The organism is Amycolatopsis umgeniensis (assembly GCF_014205155.1).
Classification (GTDB): domain Bacteria; phylum Actinomycetota; class Actinomycetes; order Mycobacteriales; family Pseudonocardiaceae; genus Amycolatopsis; species Amycolatopsis umgeniensis.
Genome location: NZ_JACHMX010000001.1, coordinates 5,854,387 through 5,871,954, shown reverse-complemented (window position 1 = coordinate 5,871,954; position 17,568 = coordinate 5,854,387). Strand labels below are relative to the sequence as shown.

The window sequence follows — 17,568 nt, the reverse complement described above, 5'->3', positions numbered from 1 at the left end:
CGCCCGCGGTAACCGGACAATCACGCGGCGCTCTGTGTCACTCACGACATCCGTCCGGCCATCCGATTAGGTTAGGCTCCCCTCATGTCTACGGAAGACGCGCTGCTCACCGGCCATGACCTGGTGCTCGCGCACCATGAGCGGGCCGTGGTGGACGGCGTGTCCCTGTCGCTGCGCGCCGGGACGGTGACCGCGCTGGTCGGCCCGAACGGCTCCGGCAAGTCGACGCTCCTGCGGTCGCTGGCGCGGCTGCACAAGCCCCGCGCGGGCAGTGTCCACCTCGGCGACCGCACCGTCTGGGGCGGGAACGCGTTGTCCGGCAAGGAGTTCGCCCGTCAGGTCACGTTGCTGACCCAGCATCGGCCCACCCCGAGCGGGGTCTCCGTACGCGACGTCGTCTCCTACGGCCGCTACCCGTACCGCTCGGGCTGGCGCGGGGTCGACACCGACGGCGCCGCCGCGATCCGCCGCGCGATGGAACTGACCGGCGTGACGCCGATGGCCGAACGCGGTGTCGACGAACTCTCCGGCGGCGAACTCCAGCGTGTCTGGCTCGCGTCCTGTCTCGCCCAGCAGACGTCGGTCCTGCTGCTCGACGAGCCCACCAACCATCTCGACCTGCGCTATCAGGTCGAGATCCTCGACGTCGTCCGCGATCTCGCCAACGAAGGCGTCGCGGTCGGCGTGGTACTGCACGACCTCGACCACGCGGCGATCATCGCCGACGAGGTCGTGCTGCTGAGCGAGGGAACCATCGTGGCCACGGGTGACATCGGGCAGGTGCTCTCCACCGAGCACCTCTCCCAGGCCTACGGAGTCACCGTCCACGTCGCGAACGACCCGGTGACGGGCGCGATCCACTGCAGGCCACTCGGGCGGCATTCGCCCAGGCCCGCCTGAGAAACCAGGAAGAACCATGCGTTTGCTGACCCCTGCCGTCCTCGTCGCGACGGCGGCCCTGCTGCTGTCCGCGTGCGGCACCACCGAGAACACCGCGGCCGCGCCGAGTGAAGCCGCCGCGACCGGACCGGTCACGGTGACCGACGCGCGCGGCAAGGCCGTCAACCTCAAGGCGCCCGCCAAACGCGTCGTCGCGCTCGAGTGGGGCGAGGCCGAGATGGTCGCTTCGCTCGGTGTCATGCCGGTCGGCGCCGCGGACGTCGCGGGCTACAACGTCTGGGACAAGGCCGTTCCGCTGACCGCCGAGGTCAAGGACGTCGGCAAGCGCAACGAGCCCAGCGTCGACGCGATCGTCGGGCTGAACCCCGACGTCGTCATCATCGCCGAGGAGCGTGACTCGCCGCTGGTGCCGCAGATCGAGAAGTACGTCCCGGTCGTGGTCACCAAGACCAGCGACGCGAGCCGCAACTTCGACCGCCTGCGCGAGGACTTCAAGCTGATCGCCAAAACGGTCGGCAAGGAGGCCGAGGCGGACAAGCAACTGTCCGAAATGGACGCCAAACTCGCCGAGGGCAAGAAGGCCGTCGAGGGCAAGGGCGCCGCGGGCACCCCGTTCCTGATGGCCGACGCCTACCTCGAAGGCAGCACCGTCAGCATCCGCCCGTTCGGCAAGGGTTCGCTGGTCTCCGACACCGCCGAGGCCGTCGGCCTCAAGAACGTCTGGACCGGCCAGGTCGACCCGCAGTGGGGTCTCGGCCAGACCGACGTCGAGGGCCTGACCGCGATCACCGACCCGAAGACCGTGCTGATCTACAGCGCCTCCGAAGAGGACGTCTTCACCACCGGGCTCGCGCAGAACGCCGTCTACCAGCGGCTGCCGTTCGTGGTGTCCAAGAAGATCCACAAACTGGAGTCCGGCACGTGGACCTTCGGCGGCCCGAAGTCGATCATCTTCACCGCCGACCAGATCGTGAAGGCCATCACCGCCTGATGACCAAGGAAGTTCGTGCGCCCCAGGCGGTGCGCACGGCGGTGGTGTCGGCGGGGCTGGTGGTGCTGATCGCCGTCCTCGCCGGCATCCACCTGACACAGGGCACTTCGACGTCCGGCCCGCTGGACGTGGTGAAGGCGATCTTCGGCCACGGCGACGCGCAAACCCTCGCGGTACTGGAGGGTTCGCGCGTCCCCCGGCTGCTCGCCGCGCTGCTGCTCGGGGTCGCGCTCGGTGTCGCGGGCGCGGGAATGCAGTCCGTGGCGCGGAATCCGCTCGCCTCGCCCGACACGCTCGCGGTCAACGCGGGCGCGCATTTCGCCGTGGTCGCCATCTCCGCGTTCGGGCTTTCGCTGCCGCTCGTCCCGGTGGGCGGGGCGGCGTTCGCGGGCGGGCTGGCCGCGGCGGTCGTCGTGCTCGGACTGGCGGGCGGCGGTTCGGCGAGCCCGCGGCTGGTGCTCGTCGGTTCGGCGGTGCTGCTGGCGCTCCAGTCGGTGACCATCCTGCTGCTGCTCTTGTTCGAGCAGGAGACGTCCGGGCTGTTCGCGTGGGGCAGCGGCTCGCTGACCGTGTCCGATCTGCGCGCGACCGGCCAGATGACGCCGATCGTGGTGATCGCCGTCGTGGCGCTCGTCGCGATGGGCCGCAAACTCGACGTCCTCGCCCTCGGCGACGACAACGCGACCGTCCTCGGCCTGCGGGTCCGCCGGACACGGATCGGCGCGGTCGTGCTGACCGTCGCGCTGACCGCGGCGGCGGTGACCGTCGCCGGACCGGTCGGATTCGTCGGGCTCAGCGCGCCGGTGATCACGAAGCTGCTGCTGCCGATCGCGAAGCACCGCGTGCTGTTGCCGGTTTCCGGCCTGGTCGGTGTGGTGACGGTGCTCGGCGCCGACGTCGTGCTGCGGGCGATCATGGGCTCGGCCGCGGCCGTACGAGTGCCGACCGGTGTGGTGACCACGATCGTCGGCGCCGTCGTCATGGTGTGGCTGGCCCGGCGCGGCCGGGGCAGTGGCTCGCGCCGTCCGGCTCCGGCGGGACGCGTCGGGGTCGCCGGATCGAAGCGGCGGCTCGTGCTGATCTCCGCCGTCCTGGTGGTGCTGCTCGCCGTGATCCCGGTCGTCGGGCTGATGCTGGGCGACCGGATGGTGCTGCTCGGCGACCTCGCGAACTGGGTCACCGGCAACACCGGGACCGCACTCACTTTCGTGCTGGACCAAAGACTTCCGCGGGTGCTCGCCGCGCTGCTGGCCGGTGCCGCGCTGGCGGTGTCCGGCTGCGGGATCCAGTCGGTCAGCCGCAACCCGCTCGCCGAACCCGGGCTGCTCGGCATCACCGCCGGTGCCGGGCTCGGCGCGATCACGCTGATCACCATCGTCCCGGTGGCCGGCGCCTGGGCGATCGCGGGCGCCGCCGGCGCCGGGGCGACCGTGGTGTTCCTGCTGGTCTACGGGCTGGCGTGGCGGTCGGGGCTGGATTCGGACCGGCTGGTGATCATCGGCATCGCGGTCTGGTCGGCCGGGATGGCGCTGATCACGCTGCTGATCGTGGTCTCCGACCCGTGGAACTCGGCCAAGGCGCTGACCTGGCTCTCGGGATCGACTTACGGCCGCACGCTGGAGCAGGTCGTGCCGGTGGCGCTGGCCCTCGTCGCGCTGACGCCGTTGTTGTGGGTCAAGCACCGCGAGCTCGACCTGCACGCTCTCGACGAGGACACGCCGCGGGTGCTGGGGATGCGCATCGAGCGGTCGCGGCTGCTGATCCTGGGGGCTTCCGGGATCCTGGCGGCCACCGCGGTGTCCGCGATCGGCGTGGTCGTCTTCGTCGGGCTGGTCGCGCCGCATCTGGCGCGGTCGCTGGTCGGCGGTCGGCACGGCCGGATCGTCCCGGTGGCCGCGGCGCTCGGGGCGCTGCTGGTGAGTGTCGCGGACACTCTCGGGCGGACGGTCATCGCGCCAGCCCAGATCCCGGCGGGCCTGGTCATCGCGATGGTCGGGACGCCGTACTTCATCCTGGTGCTCTGGCGGACCCGGCCGTAGAGGGCTGAAGGGGCCCTTCACCGCATGTGATGCGGTGAAGGGCCCCTTCGTGGCGTCTTATGCGGGGAAAGTCCCCTTCAGCCCCGCCCTACAGGGTCTTCTGCAGGTGCTTGGCCAGCAGCTTCGTGAAGCGGGCCGGGTCGCCCAGTTCCCCGCCTTCGGCGAGCAGAGCCATGCCGTAGAGCAGTTCCGCGGTCTCCGCGAGCCCCTCGGACTCGCCGTTCTCCGCGAACGAGGACCGCAGCCCGGAGACCAGGGGGTGGTCCGGGTTGAGTTCCAGGATCCGCTTGATCTGCGGCATCTCCTGGCCCATCGCGCGGTACATCTTCTCCAGCGTCGGGGTGACGTCGTTCGTGTCGCCGACGATGCAGGCGGGCGACGTCGTCAGCCGCGAAGAGAGCCGCACCTCCTTGACCTGCTCCGCGAGCGAAGTCGTCAGCCAGGTCAGGAGTCCGGAGAACTCTTCCTTCTTCTCGTCGCTGGTCTCGTCGAGCTCGACCTCGCCCTTGGCGACCGACTGGAACTGCTTCTCCTCGAACCCGGGCACCGCGTCGACCCACATCTCGTCGATCGGGTCGGTGAGCACGAGCACCTCGTACCCCTTGGCCTGGAAGGCTTCCAGATGCGGGGAGTTCTCGATGCTCTGCCGGGATTCGCCGGTCAGGTAGTAGATGTGCTCCTGGCCGTCCTTCATCCGCTCGACGTACTCGCGCAGCGACGTCGGCTTCTCCGGGTCGTTGGTCGACGCGAACGAGCAGATGTCGAGGATCGCGGTGCGGTTCTCGTGGTCGTCCAGCAGCCCTTCCTTGACGGCGCGGCCGAACTCCTTCCAGAACGTCTCGTACTTGTACGGGTTCTCGTCCGCCATCAGGGTCTTGACCGTCGAGAGGACCTTCTTCACCAGGCGACGGCGGATCAACTGGATCTGCCGGTCCTGCTGCAGGATCTCGCGCGAGACGTTGAGCGAGAGGTCCTGCGCGTCGACGACACCCTTCACGAAGCGCAGGTACTCCGGCATCAGCGCTTCGCAGTCGTCCATGATGAAGACGCGCTTCACGTACAGCTGGACGCCGCGTTTGCGCTCCCGCATGAACAGGTCGAGCGGCGCGTGCCCCGGCAGGAACAGCAGCGCCTGGTACTCGAAGGTGCCCTCGGCCTGGAGCCGGATCGTCTCCAGCGGGTCGTTCCAGTCGTGCGCGACGTGCTTGTAGAACTCGTTGTACTCGTCTTCGGTGACGTCGGACGACGAACGGGCCCACAGCGCCTTCATCGAGTTGACCGTGGCGACCTCTTCGCCCTCGGTCATCCGGATCGGCCAGGTGATGAAGTCCGAGTACTTCTTGACGATCTGCTTGATCTTCGTCGCCGAGGTGTAGTCGAAGAGCTGGTCTTCGGCGTCTTCCGGCTTGAGGTGCAGGACGACCGACGTGCCCTGCGGCAGGTCCGGGACCGTCTCGATGGTGTACGTGCCTTCGCCCTCGGACTCCCACCGGACGCCCTCGTCCGACCCCGCGTGGCGGGTCAGCAGCGTGACCTTGTCGGCCACCATGAAGCTGGCGTAGAACCCGATGCCGAATTGACCGATCAGATCCTGCGAGGCCGCGGAATCCTTGGTTTCCTTCAGCTTCTTCAGGAATTCGGCGGTGCCGGATTTCGCGATCGTGCCGATCAACGCGACGACGTCGTCCCGGCTCATCCCGATTCCGTTGTCCCGCACGGTGAGGGTGCGGTTTTCGGGGTCGGTTTCGATCTCGATGTGGAGATCGTCGGTATCCGCCTGGAGTTCCTTGTCGCGGAAGGCTTCGAGGCGGAGTTTGTCCAGCGCGTCGGAGGCGTTGGACACCAGTTCGCGGAGGAAGGTGTCCTTGTTCGAGTAGATCGAGTGGATCATCAGCTGGAGGAGCTGACGTGCCTCCGACTGGAACTCGAGTGTTTCGGCAGAGGTGGTCACGCGGCGATATTACCGAGCGCGAAAACGGCTCAAGCCAGCCTCTGCCGAGCCACCTCGATCAGCCCGTCGCCGGTGGCCTGTTCGATGGTCGTGACGGCGGACCTGCCGGAGGTCTCGACCGTGGCGACCACGTTGCCGAAATACGGTCCCGACGTCTTCCGCCAGTCGAGCGGAAGGGGTTCGACGCCGCCCCGCTCCGCCCACCGGCGCGCGAGGGACGCCACCCGGGGCGACCAGGTGGCGGCGAAGGCCGCGCGGAGCTGCCGGGGCATCGCGTTGTGGACCGGCGAGCAAGTGAGCTGGTAGACCGTCGACGTCACCGGCTCGGGGTAGCGCGCCTCGGCGATGTACGCGTGGTGGACGTCGCCGGAGAGCACCGCGATCGTGGCGGGCGGATCCTCCCGCCGTCCCTCACGGGCGATCATCGCGGCGAGCCGGTCGAACGACGCGCGGAACGCCGCCCAGTGTTCGAGGTCGCCCGCCTGCCGGATCTTCTCCGCGAGCCGTCCTCGCCACCCTGGCCGTTCGCAGGCCCGCTCGTTCAGGGACTGCAGGTGGGAGATGACCGGTGGCAGCAGCCACGGCAGCGACGATCCGATGAGCAGGTGGTCGCACGGCGCGGAGGCGTTCTCCTCGATCCAGTCGAACTCGTCGTCGTCGACCATGGACCGGGTTCCGCCCGCGAGGATCCGGCCGGCCCGGCTGTCGATGACCAGCAGCCGCACGCCGCCGAAGTCGCGGCGGTAACTCCAGCGCGCGCCTTTGGTGCCGTCGCGTTCGTTGTCGGCCTCGTCGGCGTACGCGACGAGCAGGTCCGCGTTGTCACCGCCGGAGGTGACGGCCTTCTGGAAGGTCGAGTCCTCGGCGAGTTCGGCGGGGCCGAGATTCCCGAGATGCTGGTAGACCCAGTACGACATGATCGCGCCGCGCAGGCGTTCCTTCCACCACGGCTGCGCGCGCATCTGCCGCTGCCAGGCGCAGGAGGTGTTCCAGTCGTCGCGGACGTCGTGGTCGTCGAAGATCATCGACGTCGGCACGGTGGACAGCAGCCAGCGGATCGACGGTTCGCCCCAGGCTTCGAGGTAGAGGTGGGTGTACTCCTCGAAATCCGTCACCTCGGTGCCCGGCGGTTTCGAGGTGTCCCGACGCTGCTTCAGCCACTCCTGCGTTTCGTCGGTGGTCTCGTCGGCGTAGACCTGGTCGCCGAGCATCAGCAACGCTTCCGGCCATTCGGTCTCCTCGCCGTCCGCCATCCGGCGGGCGTACGCGGCCAGCGCGTCCGGGCCGTAGACGTCGCCGTCGTGCGGTTTGCGGCAGGAGCCGAACACGAGCCGGACCCGCGATTCGTGCTCGGGCAACGTCCGGATGCGACTGGGCGGGAACTCGGACCCCTTGTCGGGCCACACCTTCTCACCGTCCACGCGCACCTCGTAGTCGGTGCACGTGCCGGGTTCCAGTCCGGTCAGCACCAGCAGGGCGTAGTGGTGGCCGCGGATCTCGAACGTCCGCGCCGTCGTGCCGAGGACCTCGACCTCACCGGCGGTGGCCGTCTCGACCCATACCGTCGCCGAGGTCGCGTCGACATGCCGCAGCAGCGGGCCCAGGCGCAGACTCATGCCTGAAACGGTGCCACAACCGGGCCAAGATCGTGCGCTGAGCGGGACGTCAGCCAGTGAACTCCTCGCCGAAGCGGTAAACGCCGAGGCAGTAGGTGAAGCCCGACTCGCTCAGCGGGTCCAGGCCTTCCCGGCGGCAGTGCTCGACGAAGCCTTCGGCCTGCGTCCACCGCTCGCCGTCGAACCAGAACACGCCACCGGCGTAGTGGATCGTGGCTCCCGTGTCCTGGTCCGTGAGGTTCAGGGACTCGTAGTTCTCGGGACGGTTCCGCACCAGCTCGACGAGGTCTTCGGGGACGCCGCCATAGAGCGCCTCCTGCACCGAGTAGTCCTCCTCGGCGTAAAGGTTCAGGTCCGACTCGTGGTCGAAGGTCAGCAGCAGGGCACGCCCGTCCGGGGTGAAATACCAGACGGCCGACTGCCCGCCGCCGTCGTTCCAGGCGAACCGCTCGGCACCGTCCACCGCGATCGGCGTGATCTCGGTGATCGCGTCGACAGCCGCGGCACGCCGTCGCACCTCTTCGAGGGGTGTCGCCGCGAGGGCGGCCCAGATCTCGTCACTCACCGGCGCAGATTACCGGCCGTTGAACCGACCGGTCCCGCATTCCGTGTAACCCGATGAAGGCCGTCCCCTGGAAGGAACCTGCGTTGACCGTTTTCACGCGTCCCGCCCTGGTGGGCCTGCCGGGCGACCGGACGGCCGCCCGCGAAATCGCGTCCAGCGCGGTGACGACCCTGAGCTCGGTCCTGGTGCTGTTCGCCCTGCTCGTGCCGAACGACCTCGACAGGCTGACGCCGGAGGCGTTCGTGCGGCTGCCGGTGGAAGCGCTGCTCGGGGTGGCCGTCGTGCTCATGCTGCGCGACGGCGCCCGGCGGACGGTCGCGTTGTCCGCCGGCGCGGTCCTCGGGCTCCTGACCGTCGTCAAGGCCATCGACATCGGCTTCGGGCTCGCGCTGAACCGGCGGTTCAACCCGGTGTTCGACTGGGGTGTGCTCGGCAACGGCGTCGACCTGCTCGGCACGTCGATCGGCCGGACGGGCGCGATCGCGTCGTTCCTCGGGCTGGCGTTGCTGGCCGTGGTCGTGATCGTGCTGATGGCGCTGGCGATGCTGCGGCTGAGCCGGGTGGTGGCCGGACGCCGCACCGCGTCGACCCGGGTGGTCGCCGTGCTCAGCGTGATCTGGATCGTGTGCGCGGTGTTCGGCGCGCAGCTCGCGCCGGGGCAGCCGCTCGCGTCGCGCAGCGCTGTCGCCTTCGCCTACGACGACCTCCGCCAGGTGCGGGCCGGTATCCGCGACCGTCAGGCCTTCGCCGAGGAAGTCTCCGTCGACGCCTTTCGCGGCACTCCGCCGTCCGGGCTGCTGAACGCCTTGCGCGGCAAGGACGTCCTGTTCACCTTCATCGAGAGCTACGGGCGGGTGGCCGTCCAGGACTCCGACATCGCGCCCAAGGTCGACGCGGTTCTCGACGCCGGGACCGCGCGGCTGAAGAACGCCGGGTACGGCTCGCGCAGCGCGTTCCTGACGTCGCCGACCACGAGCGCGGGAAGCTGGCTCGCGCACTCCACGTTCCAGTCCGGGGTCTGGGTCGACAGCCAGCACCGCTACGACGACTTCGTGAAGACCGACCGGTTCACCCTCGGCGGCGCGTTCGAACGCGCGGGCTGGGAGACCGTCGGCGTCGTCCCGGCGCACACCGAGGACTGGCCGGAGGGCAAGGTCTACGGCTACGACCGCTACTACGACTCGCGCGGCATCGGGTACCACGGCCCGCCGTTCTCCTACGCCACGATGCCGGACCAGTTCACGCTTTCGGCTTTCCAACGCGCCGAACGCACACTGGAACGTCGAAAACAGGACCGCCCGCCGCTGATGGCGGAAATCGATCTCGTCACCAGCCACTGGCCGTGGACGCCGCTCCCCCGCCTGGTCGACTGGACCGCCGTCGGCGACGGTTCGATCTACAACCCCATGCCCTCGCAAGGGAAAACGCCCGACGAGGTGTTCACCGACCCCGCCAAGGTGCGCGGCGCGTACGGCGACTCGATCGCCTATTCGCTGAACTCGCTCATCTCGTACGTGGAAACGTACGGGGACGACGATCTCGTGCTGGTGTTCCTCGGCGACCACCAGCCGAATCCGATCGTCGCGGGCGAAGGCGCGGATCGCGACGTCCCGATCACCGTCGTCACGCGGGACGAGGCCGTACTCGGCAAGGTCGCCGCGTGGAACTGGCAGGAGGGCCTGAACCCGGACCGGAACGCGCCGGTCTGGCGGATGGACACGTTCCGGGACCGGTTCCTGACCACCTTCGCGCACTGACCTCCCGTGCTTGGAGACGGATCTCGCGTGATTGGAGACGGATCTCGCGTGCTCAAGCGGCGATCACGCGTGTCTGGAGGCGGAACACCCTGCGGCGGCGTGTTCCGTCTTCAAACACGGGAGATCGCCGCCCAAACACGCGAGATCCGTCTCCAATCACGCGTGGTCGGGCGGAGCTAGCGGGTGGCGTCGCGGAATCGGTCGGCCAAGGTGCGCAGGTGGTCGACCAACTGCGGCGGTTCGGTGACCCGGAAGGGGTGATTGAGCAGTCCTAAGTGGACGGCCAGGGTCTCGATGCTGTCGGCGCCGGTGTGCAGCACGCACGTGTCCGCGTCGATGGCCTCCACCGTGCCGACGGCCGGGTTGATCCGCGCCGTCACCTCGTCGGCCGGTGCGTGCACGGTGACGTCGGCCCGGTAGCGCCAAGCGGCGGACGAGACGCCGCGCCGCACCCGGTCCGTGACGTCCTCGGGCAGCTCGCGCGGGGTGAACCGGGGTCCGATCGGGACACGCGGGGTCAGCCTGTCGACGCGGTAGGTGCGCCAGTCGCCGCGGTCGAGGTCCCAGGCGACGAGGTACCAGCGGCGCCCCCAGTTGACCAAACGGTACGGCTCGACCTTGCGGACGCTTTCCGAGCCGTCGTGGGCCCGGTAGCCGAAACGCAACTGCTCGTGGTCGCGGCAGGCGGCCGTCAGGACGGTGAGCGTCTTCGCGTCGACCCGCGGTCCGGGTTCGTCCCTGGGCACGGGGATCGTGTACGCCTGCAACGCGTTGACGCGGCGCCTCAGCCGCGAGGGCAGCACCTGCTCCAGCTTCGCGAGCGCGCGCAACGACGTCTCCTCGACGCCCGCGATGGTGCCCCCGGCCGCCGTGCGGAGTCCTATCGCGACGGCGACGGCCTCCTCGTCGTCCAGCAGCAGCGGCGGCAGATCGGCGCCCGCGCCGAGCCGGTAGCCGCCGACGGAACCCCGGGTCGCGTTCACCGGGTAGCCGAGCGCGCGCAGCCGCTCGACGTCGTTGCGGATCGTCCGGGAGCTCACTTCGAGGCGTTCTGCCAGTTCAGTGCCGGTCCAGTCACGGGGAGTCTGCAAAAGGGAGAGCAAGCTCAGCAGTCTTGCCGAAGTTTCCAACATTTTTCGAGACTGCCTTCCCATTAGGAACGGGATGTTCCTAATGAGAGCTTACCTTGGTCTCATGAACGAGAACACCGAGATCAGACCCTTCCGCATCGACGTCCCGCAGTCCGAATTGGACGATCTGGCCGACCGCCTCGCGCGGGTCCGCTGGGCGAACGAACTGCCCGCCGATCAGATCACCGACGGGGTGCAGCGTGGACCGGTCACGCCGGGCTGGGAGTACGGCGTGCCCCTCGACTACGTGCAGCGCCTGGTCGCCTACTGGCGTGACGGCTACGACTGGCGGGAGTGGGAGGCGAAGCTCAACGAGTACCCGCAGTTCACGACGGAGATCGACGGGCAAAACGTGCACTTCCTGCACGTCCGCTCGCCCGAACCGGACGCGACCCCGCTGATCCTGACGCACGGGTGGCCGAACTCGGTCTTCGAGTACCTCGACCTGATCGACCAGCTGACCGACCCTCGGTCTCACGGCGGCGACGCGGCCGACGCGTTCCACGTGGTCATCCCGTCGCTGCCCGGCTTCGGTTTCTCTGGCGCCACTCGCGAGAAGGGCTGGAACCGGTACCGCACCGCCCGCGCTTGGGCCGAGCTGATGCGCCGGCTGGGCTACGAGCGCTACGGCACGCACGGGAACGACGCCGGTTCCTTTGTCGCTCCCGAGGTCGGCCGCGTCGATGCCGAGCACGTCGTCGGGGTGCACGTCACGCAGCTGTTCTCGTTCCCGAGCGGGGACCCGGCGGAGTTCGAGGGCATGACCGAGAAGGAACTGGAGTACATGCAGTTCCTCCAGACCTTCAACGACGACATGTCCGGCTACGCGAAGCTCCAGGAGAGCGCTCCGCAGAACCTCGCGCACGCGCTGGCCGACTCACCGACCGGGCAGCTCGCCTGGAGCGCGCAACTGCTGTCGGGCACGAGCGACGACCACGTGCTCACCAACGCCACGCTGTACTGGCTCACCAACACCGCGGCCTCGGCGGCGCGGTTCTACTACGAGGACAAGCACACCGAGCACGTGACCGAGCCGACGACCGCGCCGACCGGGCTGGCGAGTTTCGCCTACGACTTCCGGCCGCTGCGACGCTTCGCCGAACGCGACCACGCGAACATCGTTTCGTGGCAGGAATTCGACCGCGGCAGCCACTGGGCGACCCAGGACGCGCCGGATCTGCTGGTCGGGGACCTCCGGGCGTTCTTCCGCAAACTGGCGTGACGTGAAGGGGAGCTTTCGCCGCATGCCATGCGGCGAAAGCTCCCTTCACCGCGTCGCATGCGGTGAAGGGCCCCTTCAGCTCCCGGCGCCGTCCAGCACCGCCAGCTGCGACGCGCTCAGCTCCAGCGTGAAGGCCGGCCGGATGGCCTCGTAGTGCTCCCAGGTCCGCGGCCCGATGAGCGGCAGCACCCGCGGCGACGCCTGACACAGCAGCCACGCCAGCGCGACCTGGTTCCCGGTCGCCCCCACTTCCCGCGCCACCGCGTCGACGGCGGCCATCCTTGCCTCGCCGTCCGGCCCGGCGTAGGTCTGCCAGACGGGATGCGCGAGGCGCCGAGCGGAGTCGTCGTAGATGCCGCGCAGGATCGACGAGTACGCGGCGAGCGCGATGTCTTCGTTGTCCCGCAGGAAATCGAGCATGTCCCCGGTGGCCAGCGACGCCGAATCGGCCACCGGCCGCAGGTACGAGTGCTGGAGCTGGACGGCCACCGGCGACGCCCATCCGTTCCGTTCCGCGAGCGCGCGAATCCGTTCCAGCCGCCAGGAGCGGACGTTGCTCCAGCCGATGTGCCGCACCTTCCCCGCGCGGACGATCTCGTCGAGCGCGGACAACGTCTCCTCCAGCGGAGTCGCCCGATCGTCGACGTGGATGTAGTACAGGTCGATGTGGTCGGTGCCGAGCCGCCGCAGGCTTTCGTCGACGCCGCGCCGGATCACGTCGCCGCCCGCGCCCTCGAAGTGGCGTCCGATGTAGTCCCAGTCCGCGCTGCCGTCCTCGTGGTACCCCTTGCGCGCGCTGTCGGCGTCGGCGACCGCGGCCGACACCTTCGTCGCGAGGAAGACCTTGTCCCGCCTGCCTTTCAGCAGTTTGCCGAGCAGTTCCTCGCTCTCCCCGCCCGCCGCGCCGGGCACCCACCACGAGTAGCAGTTCGCGGTGTCGAGGAAGTCGCCGCCGTCGTCGAGGTACGCGTCCAGGATCCGCGCCGAGGTCCGCTCGTCGGTGGCGGTGCCCATCGTCATGCACCCGAGCGAGACCTGGCTGACTTTCCGGCCGGTCCGGCCGAGCTCCACCTTTTCCATGGTCTAGACCTTACGATCGGATCGGTCCGGGACTACAGTCCATTCACATGACGAAATCCCAGACCAATCTGGCTTGGGACGTGCTCCTCGACCTCTCCGGACCGGGTCCCCGGCACGAGCGGCTCACCAGGGCGCTCCGCACCGTGATCCGCGAAGGCGCGCTCGGCACCGGCGCCGCGCTGCCGCCCAGCCGCACCCTCGCCGCGGATCTGGGCTTCTCCCGCTGGGTGATCACGCAGGCGTACGAGCAACTGATCGCGGAGGGCTACCTCGCCGCGCGCACCGGCTCGGCCACCGTCGTGCGCTGGACGGCGCCGGGGCCGGAGCCCGCGAAACCCATCCGGCGCCGGGCCGCTCCGCCGGAGATCGACCTCGCGCCCGGCCTGCCCGACCTGCGGCATTTCCCGCGTCAGCGCTGGGCGGACGCGGTCCGCGAAGTGCTCGCGAACGTGCCCCACGGCGAGTTCGGCTACCCCATCCCCGGCGGGCATCCGCGTCTCCGCGCCGTACTGGCCGACTACCTCCGTCGCTGCCGGGGCGCCGTCGTCGACGATGTGCGGATCTCGTCCGGCGTCACCGACGGGTTCGGCCGCGTGTGCCGCGCCCTGCTCGCGGCCGGGATCACCCGCGTCGCGGCCGAGGAACCCGGCTGGCTGACACTCCGCCGCGTCGCGACGCGGGCCGGGCTCGAAGTCGTCGGCGTTCCTGTCGACGAAGACGGCCTCCGCGTCGATGAGATCCCGCCCGGTGTCCGCGCCGTCCTCGTGACCCCCGCGCACCAGTTCCCCACCGGCACCGTCCTGTCCCCCGCCCGCCGCGCCGGACTGCTGAACTGGGCGCGCGACGTCGACGGTCTCATCGTCGAGGACGACTACGACGCCGAGTTCCGCTACGACCGTCGCCCGGTCGGGACCGTGCAGGGCATGGACCCGGCGAGGGTCGCGCTGCTCGGCTCGGTCAGCAAGACGCTCAGCCCCGCGCTCGGCCTCGGCTGGTACGCGCTGCCTCCACAGTGGACAGAGCTCGTCGAACCCTCGCCCGCCCCGCCCGCGCTGGACCAGCTCGCGTTCGCGACCTTCCTCGAACGCGGCTCGTACGACCGGCATCTGCGGGCGGCCCGGCGGCGCTACCGTTCCCGGCGCGACGCGCTGGTCGGCGCGCTCGGCCCGCTGCCGCTCTCCGGCGTCGCCGCGGGTCTGCATCTCGTGCTGGACCTGCCGGGCGGATCCGCGGCCGAGGTGGTGCGGCGGGCCGCGGTCAAGGGGTTGCGGGTGGCCGATCTCGACGACTACCGCACGACCTCTGGCACACCCGGGCTGGTCCTCGGCTACGGCAACCTCGCCGACGGTTCCGTCGGCACCGCGGCCCGTCTTCTGCTCGAGGCCATCGCGTGAGGCTCACTCGGCCATGCGATGCAGCAGGAAGATCCCGTTCAGCAGTGGCCTGTCGAGCCGCTGATGGTCGGTGGCCACGTACTCGTCGAGGATGTCGAGGATGCGGTTGTCGAGTTCGGTGACCTCCTCGGGCGAGAGGTGCAGCGCGAACCGCTCGACCACCCGCACCGAAGCCGGACCCGCTTCGCGGAGTTCGTCCTGGAAGGCCTCGATCGGCCCGAACCGGGTGTCTTCGTTCTCGGCGTTCAGCGGCCCGTCCAGCCACCAGGTCTTTCCCGCGTTGCGGTAGGGCTTCTCGAGCGCGCCGCTCACGCCGGTGCGCACCGGCGCCTGTTCCAGCAGCCCGGCCTCGGTCAGTTGCCGCACGTGGTGGAGCACCGTGCCGGGATCCTTGCCGAGCCGGTCGGCGAGTTCCTTGTTGGTCAGCTCCCGCTCTCCACAGAGCCGGAGGATGCGCAGCCGCAACGGGTGGCCGAGCGCCTTGGCCTCGCGCGCCGTCGCCTCGCGCCGCCGGTCCGCGACCCTCGCGGCGACCTGATCGTCCATGACCGCAGCGTAGCCGACCGATGGACAGAAGACACATCGATGGAGTTTTCCCCATCGATGTGCGATCCTCGATCGATGACCGCGCTGGGGACCGCTTACTGGCGGCTGTGGAGCTCGTCGGGGCTGTCGAATCTGGCCGACGGGATCGTCAAGGTCGCGCTCGGCCTGGTGGCCGTCCAGTACACCCGGTCGCCGGCGCTCATCGCGGGGCTGGCGACCGTGTCGTCCCTGCCGTGGCTGGTGTTCGCCCTGCACGCCGGGGTGCTCACCGACCGCGTCGACCGCCGTCGCGCGATGCTCACCGCCAACGTGGTCCGCGCGGTCCTGCTCGCCGCGCTCGCCGTGGTGAGCGCGCTGGGCTTCGGGTCGATCTGGCTGCTCTACGTGGTCGCGCTCGGACTCGGACTCGCCGAAACGGTCCATGACACGGCCGCGCAGGCGATCCTGCCCCAGGTCGTCGGCCGCGATCGGCTGACGCGGGCCAACAGCCGCCTCTACGCCGCCGAACTCACCGCCAACGAGTTCGCCGGGCCACCCTTAGGCGGCTTTCTCGTCGCCGCGGGCACTCTCGCCGCGTTCGCGGCCCCCTCGGCGCTCTGGATCGTCGCGGTCGTCGCGCTCTTCTTCGTCCCTGGCTCGTTCCGCACCGAACGGACACGCGAAACGAGCGTGCGCGAAGATCTCGTCGAAGGACTGCGTTTCCTTTGGGAGAACAGGATTCTCCGGATCACGGCGATCATGGTCGGCGGGTTCAACTTCGCCACGAGCGCCACGATCACGATCTTCGTGCTCTACGCGGTGGGCCCGGCCTCGGCGATGGGTGACGGAACAGGCCTACGGTTTCCTGCTGTCCGCCATCGCCGTTGGCAGTTTCGCGGCGTCGTTCGCGGCCGAGCGGATCGAATTCGCGCTCGGCCGCACCCGGTCCCTGATCCTCAGCCTGCTCACCGGCGCCGCCCTCGTCGGGATCCCCGCGGTGACCACGAATCCGTACGTGATCGGCGCGGTGTTCCTCCTCGGCGGGGCCGGGGTCGTGGTGTGGAACGTCATCGTCGTGTCGCTGCGGCAACGGATCATCCCGGACCACCTGCTGGGGCGGTGCACCAGCGGCTACCGGCTCGTCGCCTGGGGCACCAAGCCGCTGGGCGCGTTGGCGGCGGGGCTGCTCGCGGAGGGCGTCGGACTGCGGCCGGTGTTCGCGGGAGCGGCGGCGGTGATCCTGGCGCTGGTGCTGATCTGCCCTCGCGAGTGGTGAGTGCGGGTCCGTGAAGGGCCCCTTGCCTACCCTGAAGGTAGTGAAGGAGGCCTTCACGGACTTGCGGATCGCCCCACGCGCACCAGTAGGGGCACGAGGTGTTCAGCCGGGCAGCACCGACTGCACGGCCTCCGGGGTCCGCCCGACGACGGTCGTGCCGTCGTCGGCGGTGATGATCGGCCGCTGGATCAGTTTCGGATGCGTGACCAGCGCTTCGATCCACCGGTCGCGGTCGGCGGGCGTGCGCCCCCAGGTCTTCAGGCCGAGTTCCTTCGCGATCGCCTCGGCGGTGCGGGTGATCTCCCACGGCTCGAGCCCGAGACGCTTGAGGACGGCCTTCAGCTCCTTCGCCGTCGGCGGCTCCTCGAGGTACTTCCGCACGGTGTACTCGGCCCCGGCCTCGTCCAGCATCGACACCGCAGACCGGCATTTGGCGCACGCCGGGTTCACCCAGATCTCCATCTGAGGCCACCTCCCTTCGAAAAGTGCCCAGTCGGTGAGCACTTTGCTTCCGATGATGGTCACAGACGTTACGACGAGAGGAACCCGGTCATGGACGAGCCCACCTTCACCGCCACCACCCCCGCCGAGTGGCGCGCATGGCTGGCCGCGAACGCCGGTACCGCGAAGGAGATCTGGCTGGTCATCCGGCACAAGGACACCGGGATCGCGAGCGTCCGCATCCACGAGGCGATGGAGCAGGCACTGTGCTTCGGCTGGATCGACGGGCTGCACCGCAAGAACGACGCGACCAGTTCCCGGCTGCGGTTCACCCCGCGCAATCCCCGGAGTTCGTGGAGCCGGGTCAACCGCGAGCGGGCCGCCCGCCTGATCGCCGACGGGCTGATGACCGCGCGGGGGCAGGCGATGATCGACCTGGCCAAGGAAAAGGGCCGCTGGCAGGTCGTGCCCGACGGCGAAGGCGTCCCCGAGGACCTGCGCGCCCGGCTCGACGCCGACGACTCGGCCCGCGCTCATTTCGAGAAGTTCCCGCCGTCGTCGAAAAGGCTGATCCTGGAATGGATCCTGACGGCCAAGAAGCCGGAAACCCGGGAGCGGCGGATCGTCAGGACCGTCGAACTCGCGTCCGTGAACCTCCGCGCGAACCACCCGATCCGGTGA

General features: G+C 69.4%; 15 protein-coding genes and 1 pseudogene. 9 read left to right on the top strand and 7 right to left on the bottom strand.

What is annotated here, in order from left to right; all coding sequences use genetic code 11:
* Nucleotides 1–84: 84 nt before the first annotated feature.
* From HDA45_RS27865 to HDA45_RS27855, 3 genes are read left to right on the top strand one after another with little or no spacing between them, the layout of a single operon-like run.
* Nucleotides 85–900, top strand: coding sequence for an ABC transporter ATP-binding protein (locus tag HDA45_RS27865; protein ID WP_184900196.1), 816 nt, complete (start codon nt 85–87; stop codon nt 898–900).
* 16 nt (nt 901–916) lie between these two features.
* The gene (locus HDA45_RS27860; RefSeq protein WP_184900194.1) at nt 917–1,891 is read left to right on the top strand and encodes an ABC transporter substrate-binding protein; all 975 of its coding nucleotides are present in this window, start codon (nt 917–919) and stop codon (nt 1,889–1,891) included.
* The gene (locus HDA45_RS27855; RefSeq protein ID WP_184900192.1) at nt 1,891–3,930 is read left to right on the top strand and encodes an iron ABC transporter permease; all 2,040 of its coding nucleotides are present in this window, start codon (nt 1,891–1,893) and stop codon (nt 3,928–3,930) included. The genes HDA45_RS27860 and HDA45_RS27855 overlap by 1 nt, the downstream gene beginning before the upstream one ends.
* Nucleotides 3,931–4,018: 88 nt before the next feature.
* Here HDA45_RS27855 and htpG read toward each other — a convergent pair whose 3' ends face one another.
* Genes htpG through HDA45_RS27840 form a run of 3 tightly spaced genes read right to left on the bottom strand, consistent with a single transcriptional unit; the run spans nt 4,019 to nt 8,062 of the window.
* Nucleotides 4,019–5,881, bottom strand: coding sequence for a molecular chaperone HtpG (gene htpG / locus HDA45_RS27850; RefSeq protein WP_184900190.1), 1,863 nt, complete (start codon nt 5,879–5,881; stop codon nt 4,019–4,021).
* 29 nt (nt 5,882–5,910) lie between these two features.
* Entirely contained in the window at nt 5,911–7,497 is a 1,587-nt protein-coding gene (locus HDA45_RS27845) for an alkaline phosphatase D family protein (RefSeq protein ID WP_184900188.1), read from the bottom strand.
* A gap of 49 nt (nt 7,498–7,546) precedes the next feature.
* Entirely contained in the window at nt 7,547–8,062 is a 516-nt protein-coding gene (locus HDA45_RS27840) for a hypothetical protein (protein ID WP_184900186.1), read from the bottom strand.
* 83 nt (nt 8,063–8,145) lie between these two features.
* On the opposite strand from HDA45_RS27840, the gene HDA45_RS27835 reads away from it, so the two are divergent.
* Nucleotides 8,146–9,819, top strand: a complete 1,674-nt coding sequence (locus HDA45_RS27835; RefSeq protein WP_184900183.1) for an LTA synthase family protein — start codon at nt 8,146–8,148, stop codon at nt 9,817–9,819.
* 176 nt (nt 9,820–9,995) lie between these two features.
* On the opposite strand, the gene HDA45_RS27830 is transcribed toward HDA45_RS27835, so the two are convergent.
* Nucleotides 9,996–10,952, bottom strand: a complete 957-nt coding sequence (locus HDA45_RS27830) for a helix-turn-helix transcriptional regulator (protein ID WP_184900181.1) — start codon at nt 10,950–10,952, stop codon at nt 9,996–9,998.
* 61 nt (nt 10,953–11,013) lie between these two features.
* Here HDA45_RS27830 and HDA45_RS27825 point away from each other — a divergent pair, with 61 nt between their 5' ends.
* The gene (locus HDA45_RS27825; protein ID WP_184900179.1) at nt 11,014–12,171 is read left to right on the top strand and encodes an epoxide hydrolase family protein; all 1,158 of its coding nucleotides are present in this window, start codon (nt 11,014–11,016) and stop codon (nt 12,169–12,171) included.
* A 75-nt stretch (nt 12,172–12,246) separates the two neighbouring features.
* Here the strand turns inward: HDA45_RS27825 and HDA45_RS27820 are convergent, their stop codons facing one another.
* Nucleotides 12,247–13,251, bottom strand: coding sequence for an aldo/keto reductase (locus HDA45_RS27820; protein ID WP_184900178.1), 1,005 nt, complete (start codon nt 13,249–13,251; stop codon nt 12,247–12,249).
* A 47-nt stretch (nt 13,252–13,298) separates the two neighbouring features.
* Here HDA45_RS27820 and pdxR point away from each other — a divergent pair, with 47 nt between their 5' ends.
* Nucleotides 13,299–14,645, top strand: coding sequence for a MocR-like pyridoxine biosynthesis transcription factor PdxR (gene pdxR, locus HDA45_RS27815; RefSeq protein ID WP_184900176.1), 1,347 nt, complete (start codon nt 13,299–13,301; stop codon nt 14,643–14,645).
* A 3-nt stretch (nt 14,646–14,648) separates the two neighbouring features.
* Here pdxR and HDA45_RS27810 read toward each other — a convergent pair whose 3' ends face one another.
* On the bottom strand, nt 14,649–15,191 hold the full coding sequence (locus tag HDA45_RS27810) for an ArsR/SmtB family transcription factor (protein WP_184900174.1): 543 nt from the start codon (nt 15,189–15,191) through the stop codon (nt 14,649–14,651).
* Nucleotides 15,192–15,230: 39 nt separating this feature from the next.
* Between HDA45_RS27810 and HDA45_RS42850 the strand changes: the two are divergent.
* Nucleotides 15,231–15,923, top strand: a pseudogene (locus HDA45_RS42850) (MFS transporter); the annotation flags it as partial.
* A gap of 88 nt (nt 15,924–16,011) precedes the next feature.
* Nucleotides 16,012–16,446, top strand: coding sequence for an MFS transporter (locus tag HDA45_RS42845; protein ID WP_343072165.1), 435 nt, complete (start codon nt 16,012–16,014; stop codon nt 16,444–16,446).
* 102 nt (nt 16,447–16,548) lie between these two features.
* On the opposite strand, the gene HDA45_RS27800 is transcribed toward HDA45_RS42845, so the two are convergent.
* Nucleotides 16,549–16,908 (bottom strand): arsenate reductase family protein, encoded by a 360-nt coding sequence (locus HDA45_RS27800; RefSeq protein WP_184900172.1) that lies wholly within the window; start codon nt 16,906–16,908, stop codon nt 16,549–16,551.
* 90 nt (nt 16,909–16,998) lie between these two features.
* Between HDA45_RS27800 and HDA45_RS27795 the strand changes: the two genes are divergently transcribed.
* A complete protein-coding gene (locus tag HDA45_RS27795) occupies nt 16,999–17,568 on the top strand; it encodes a YdeI/OmpD-associated family protein (RefSeq protein ID WP_184900170.1) in 570 nt (189 codons plus the stop codon).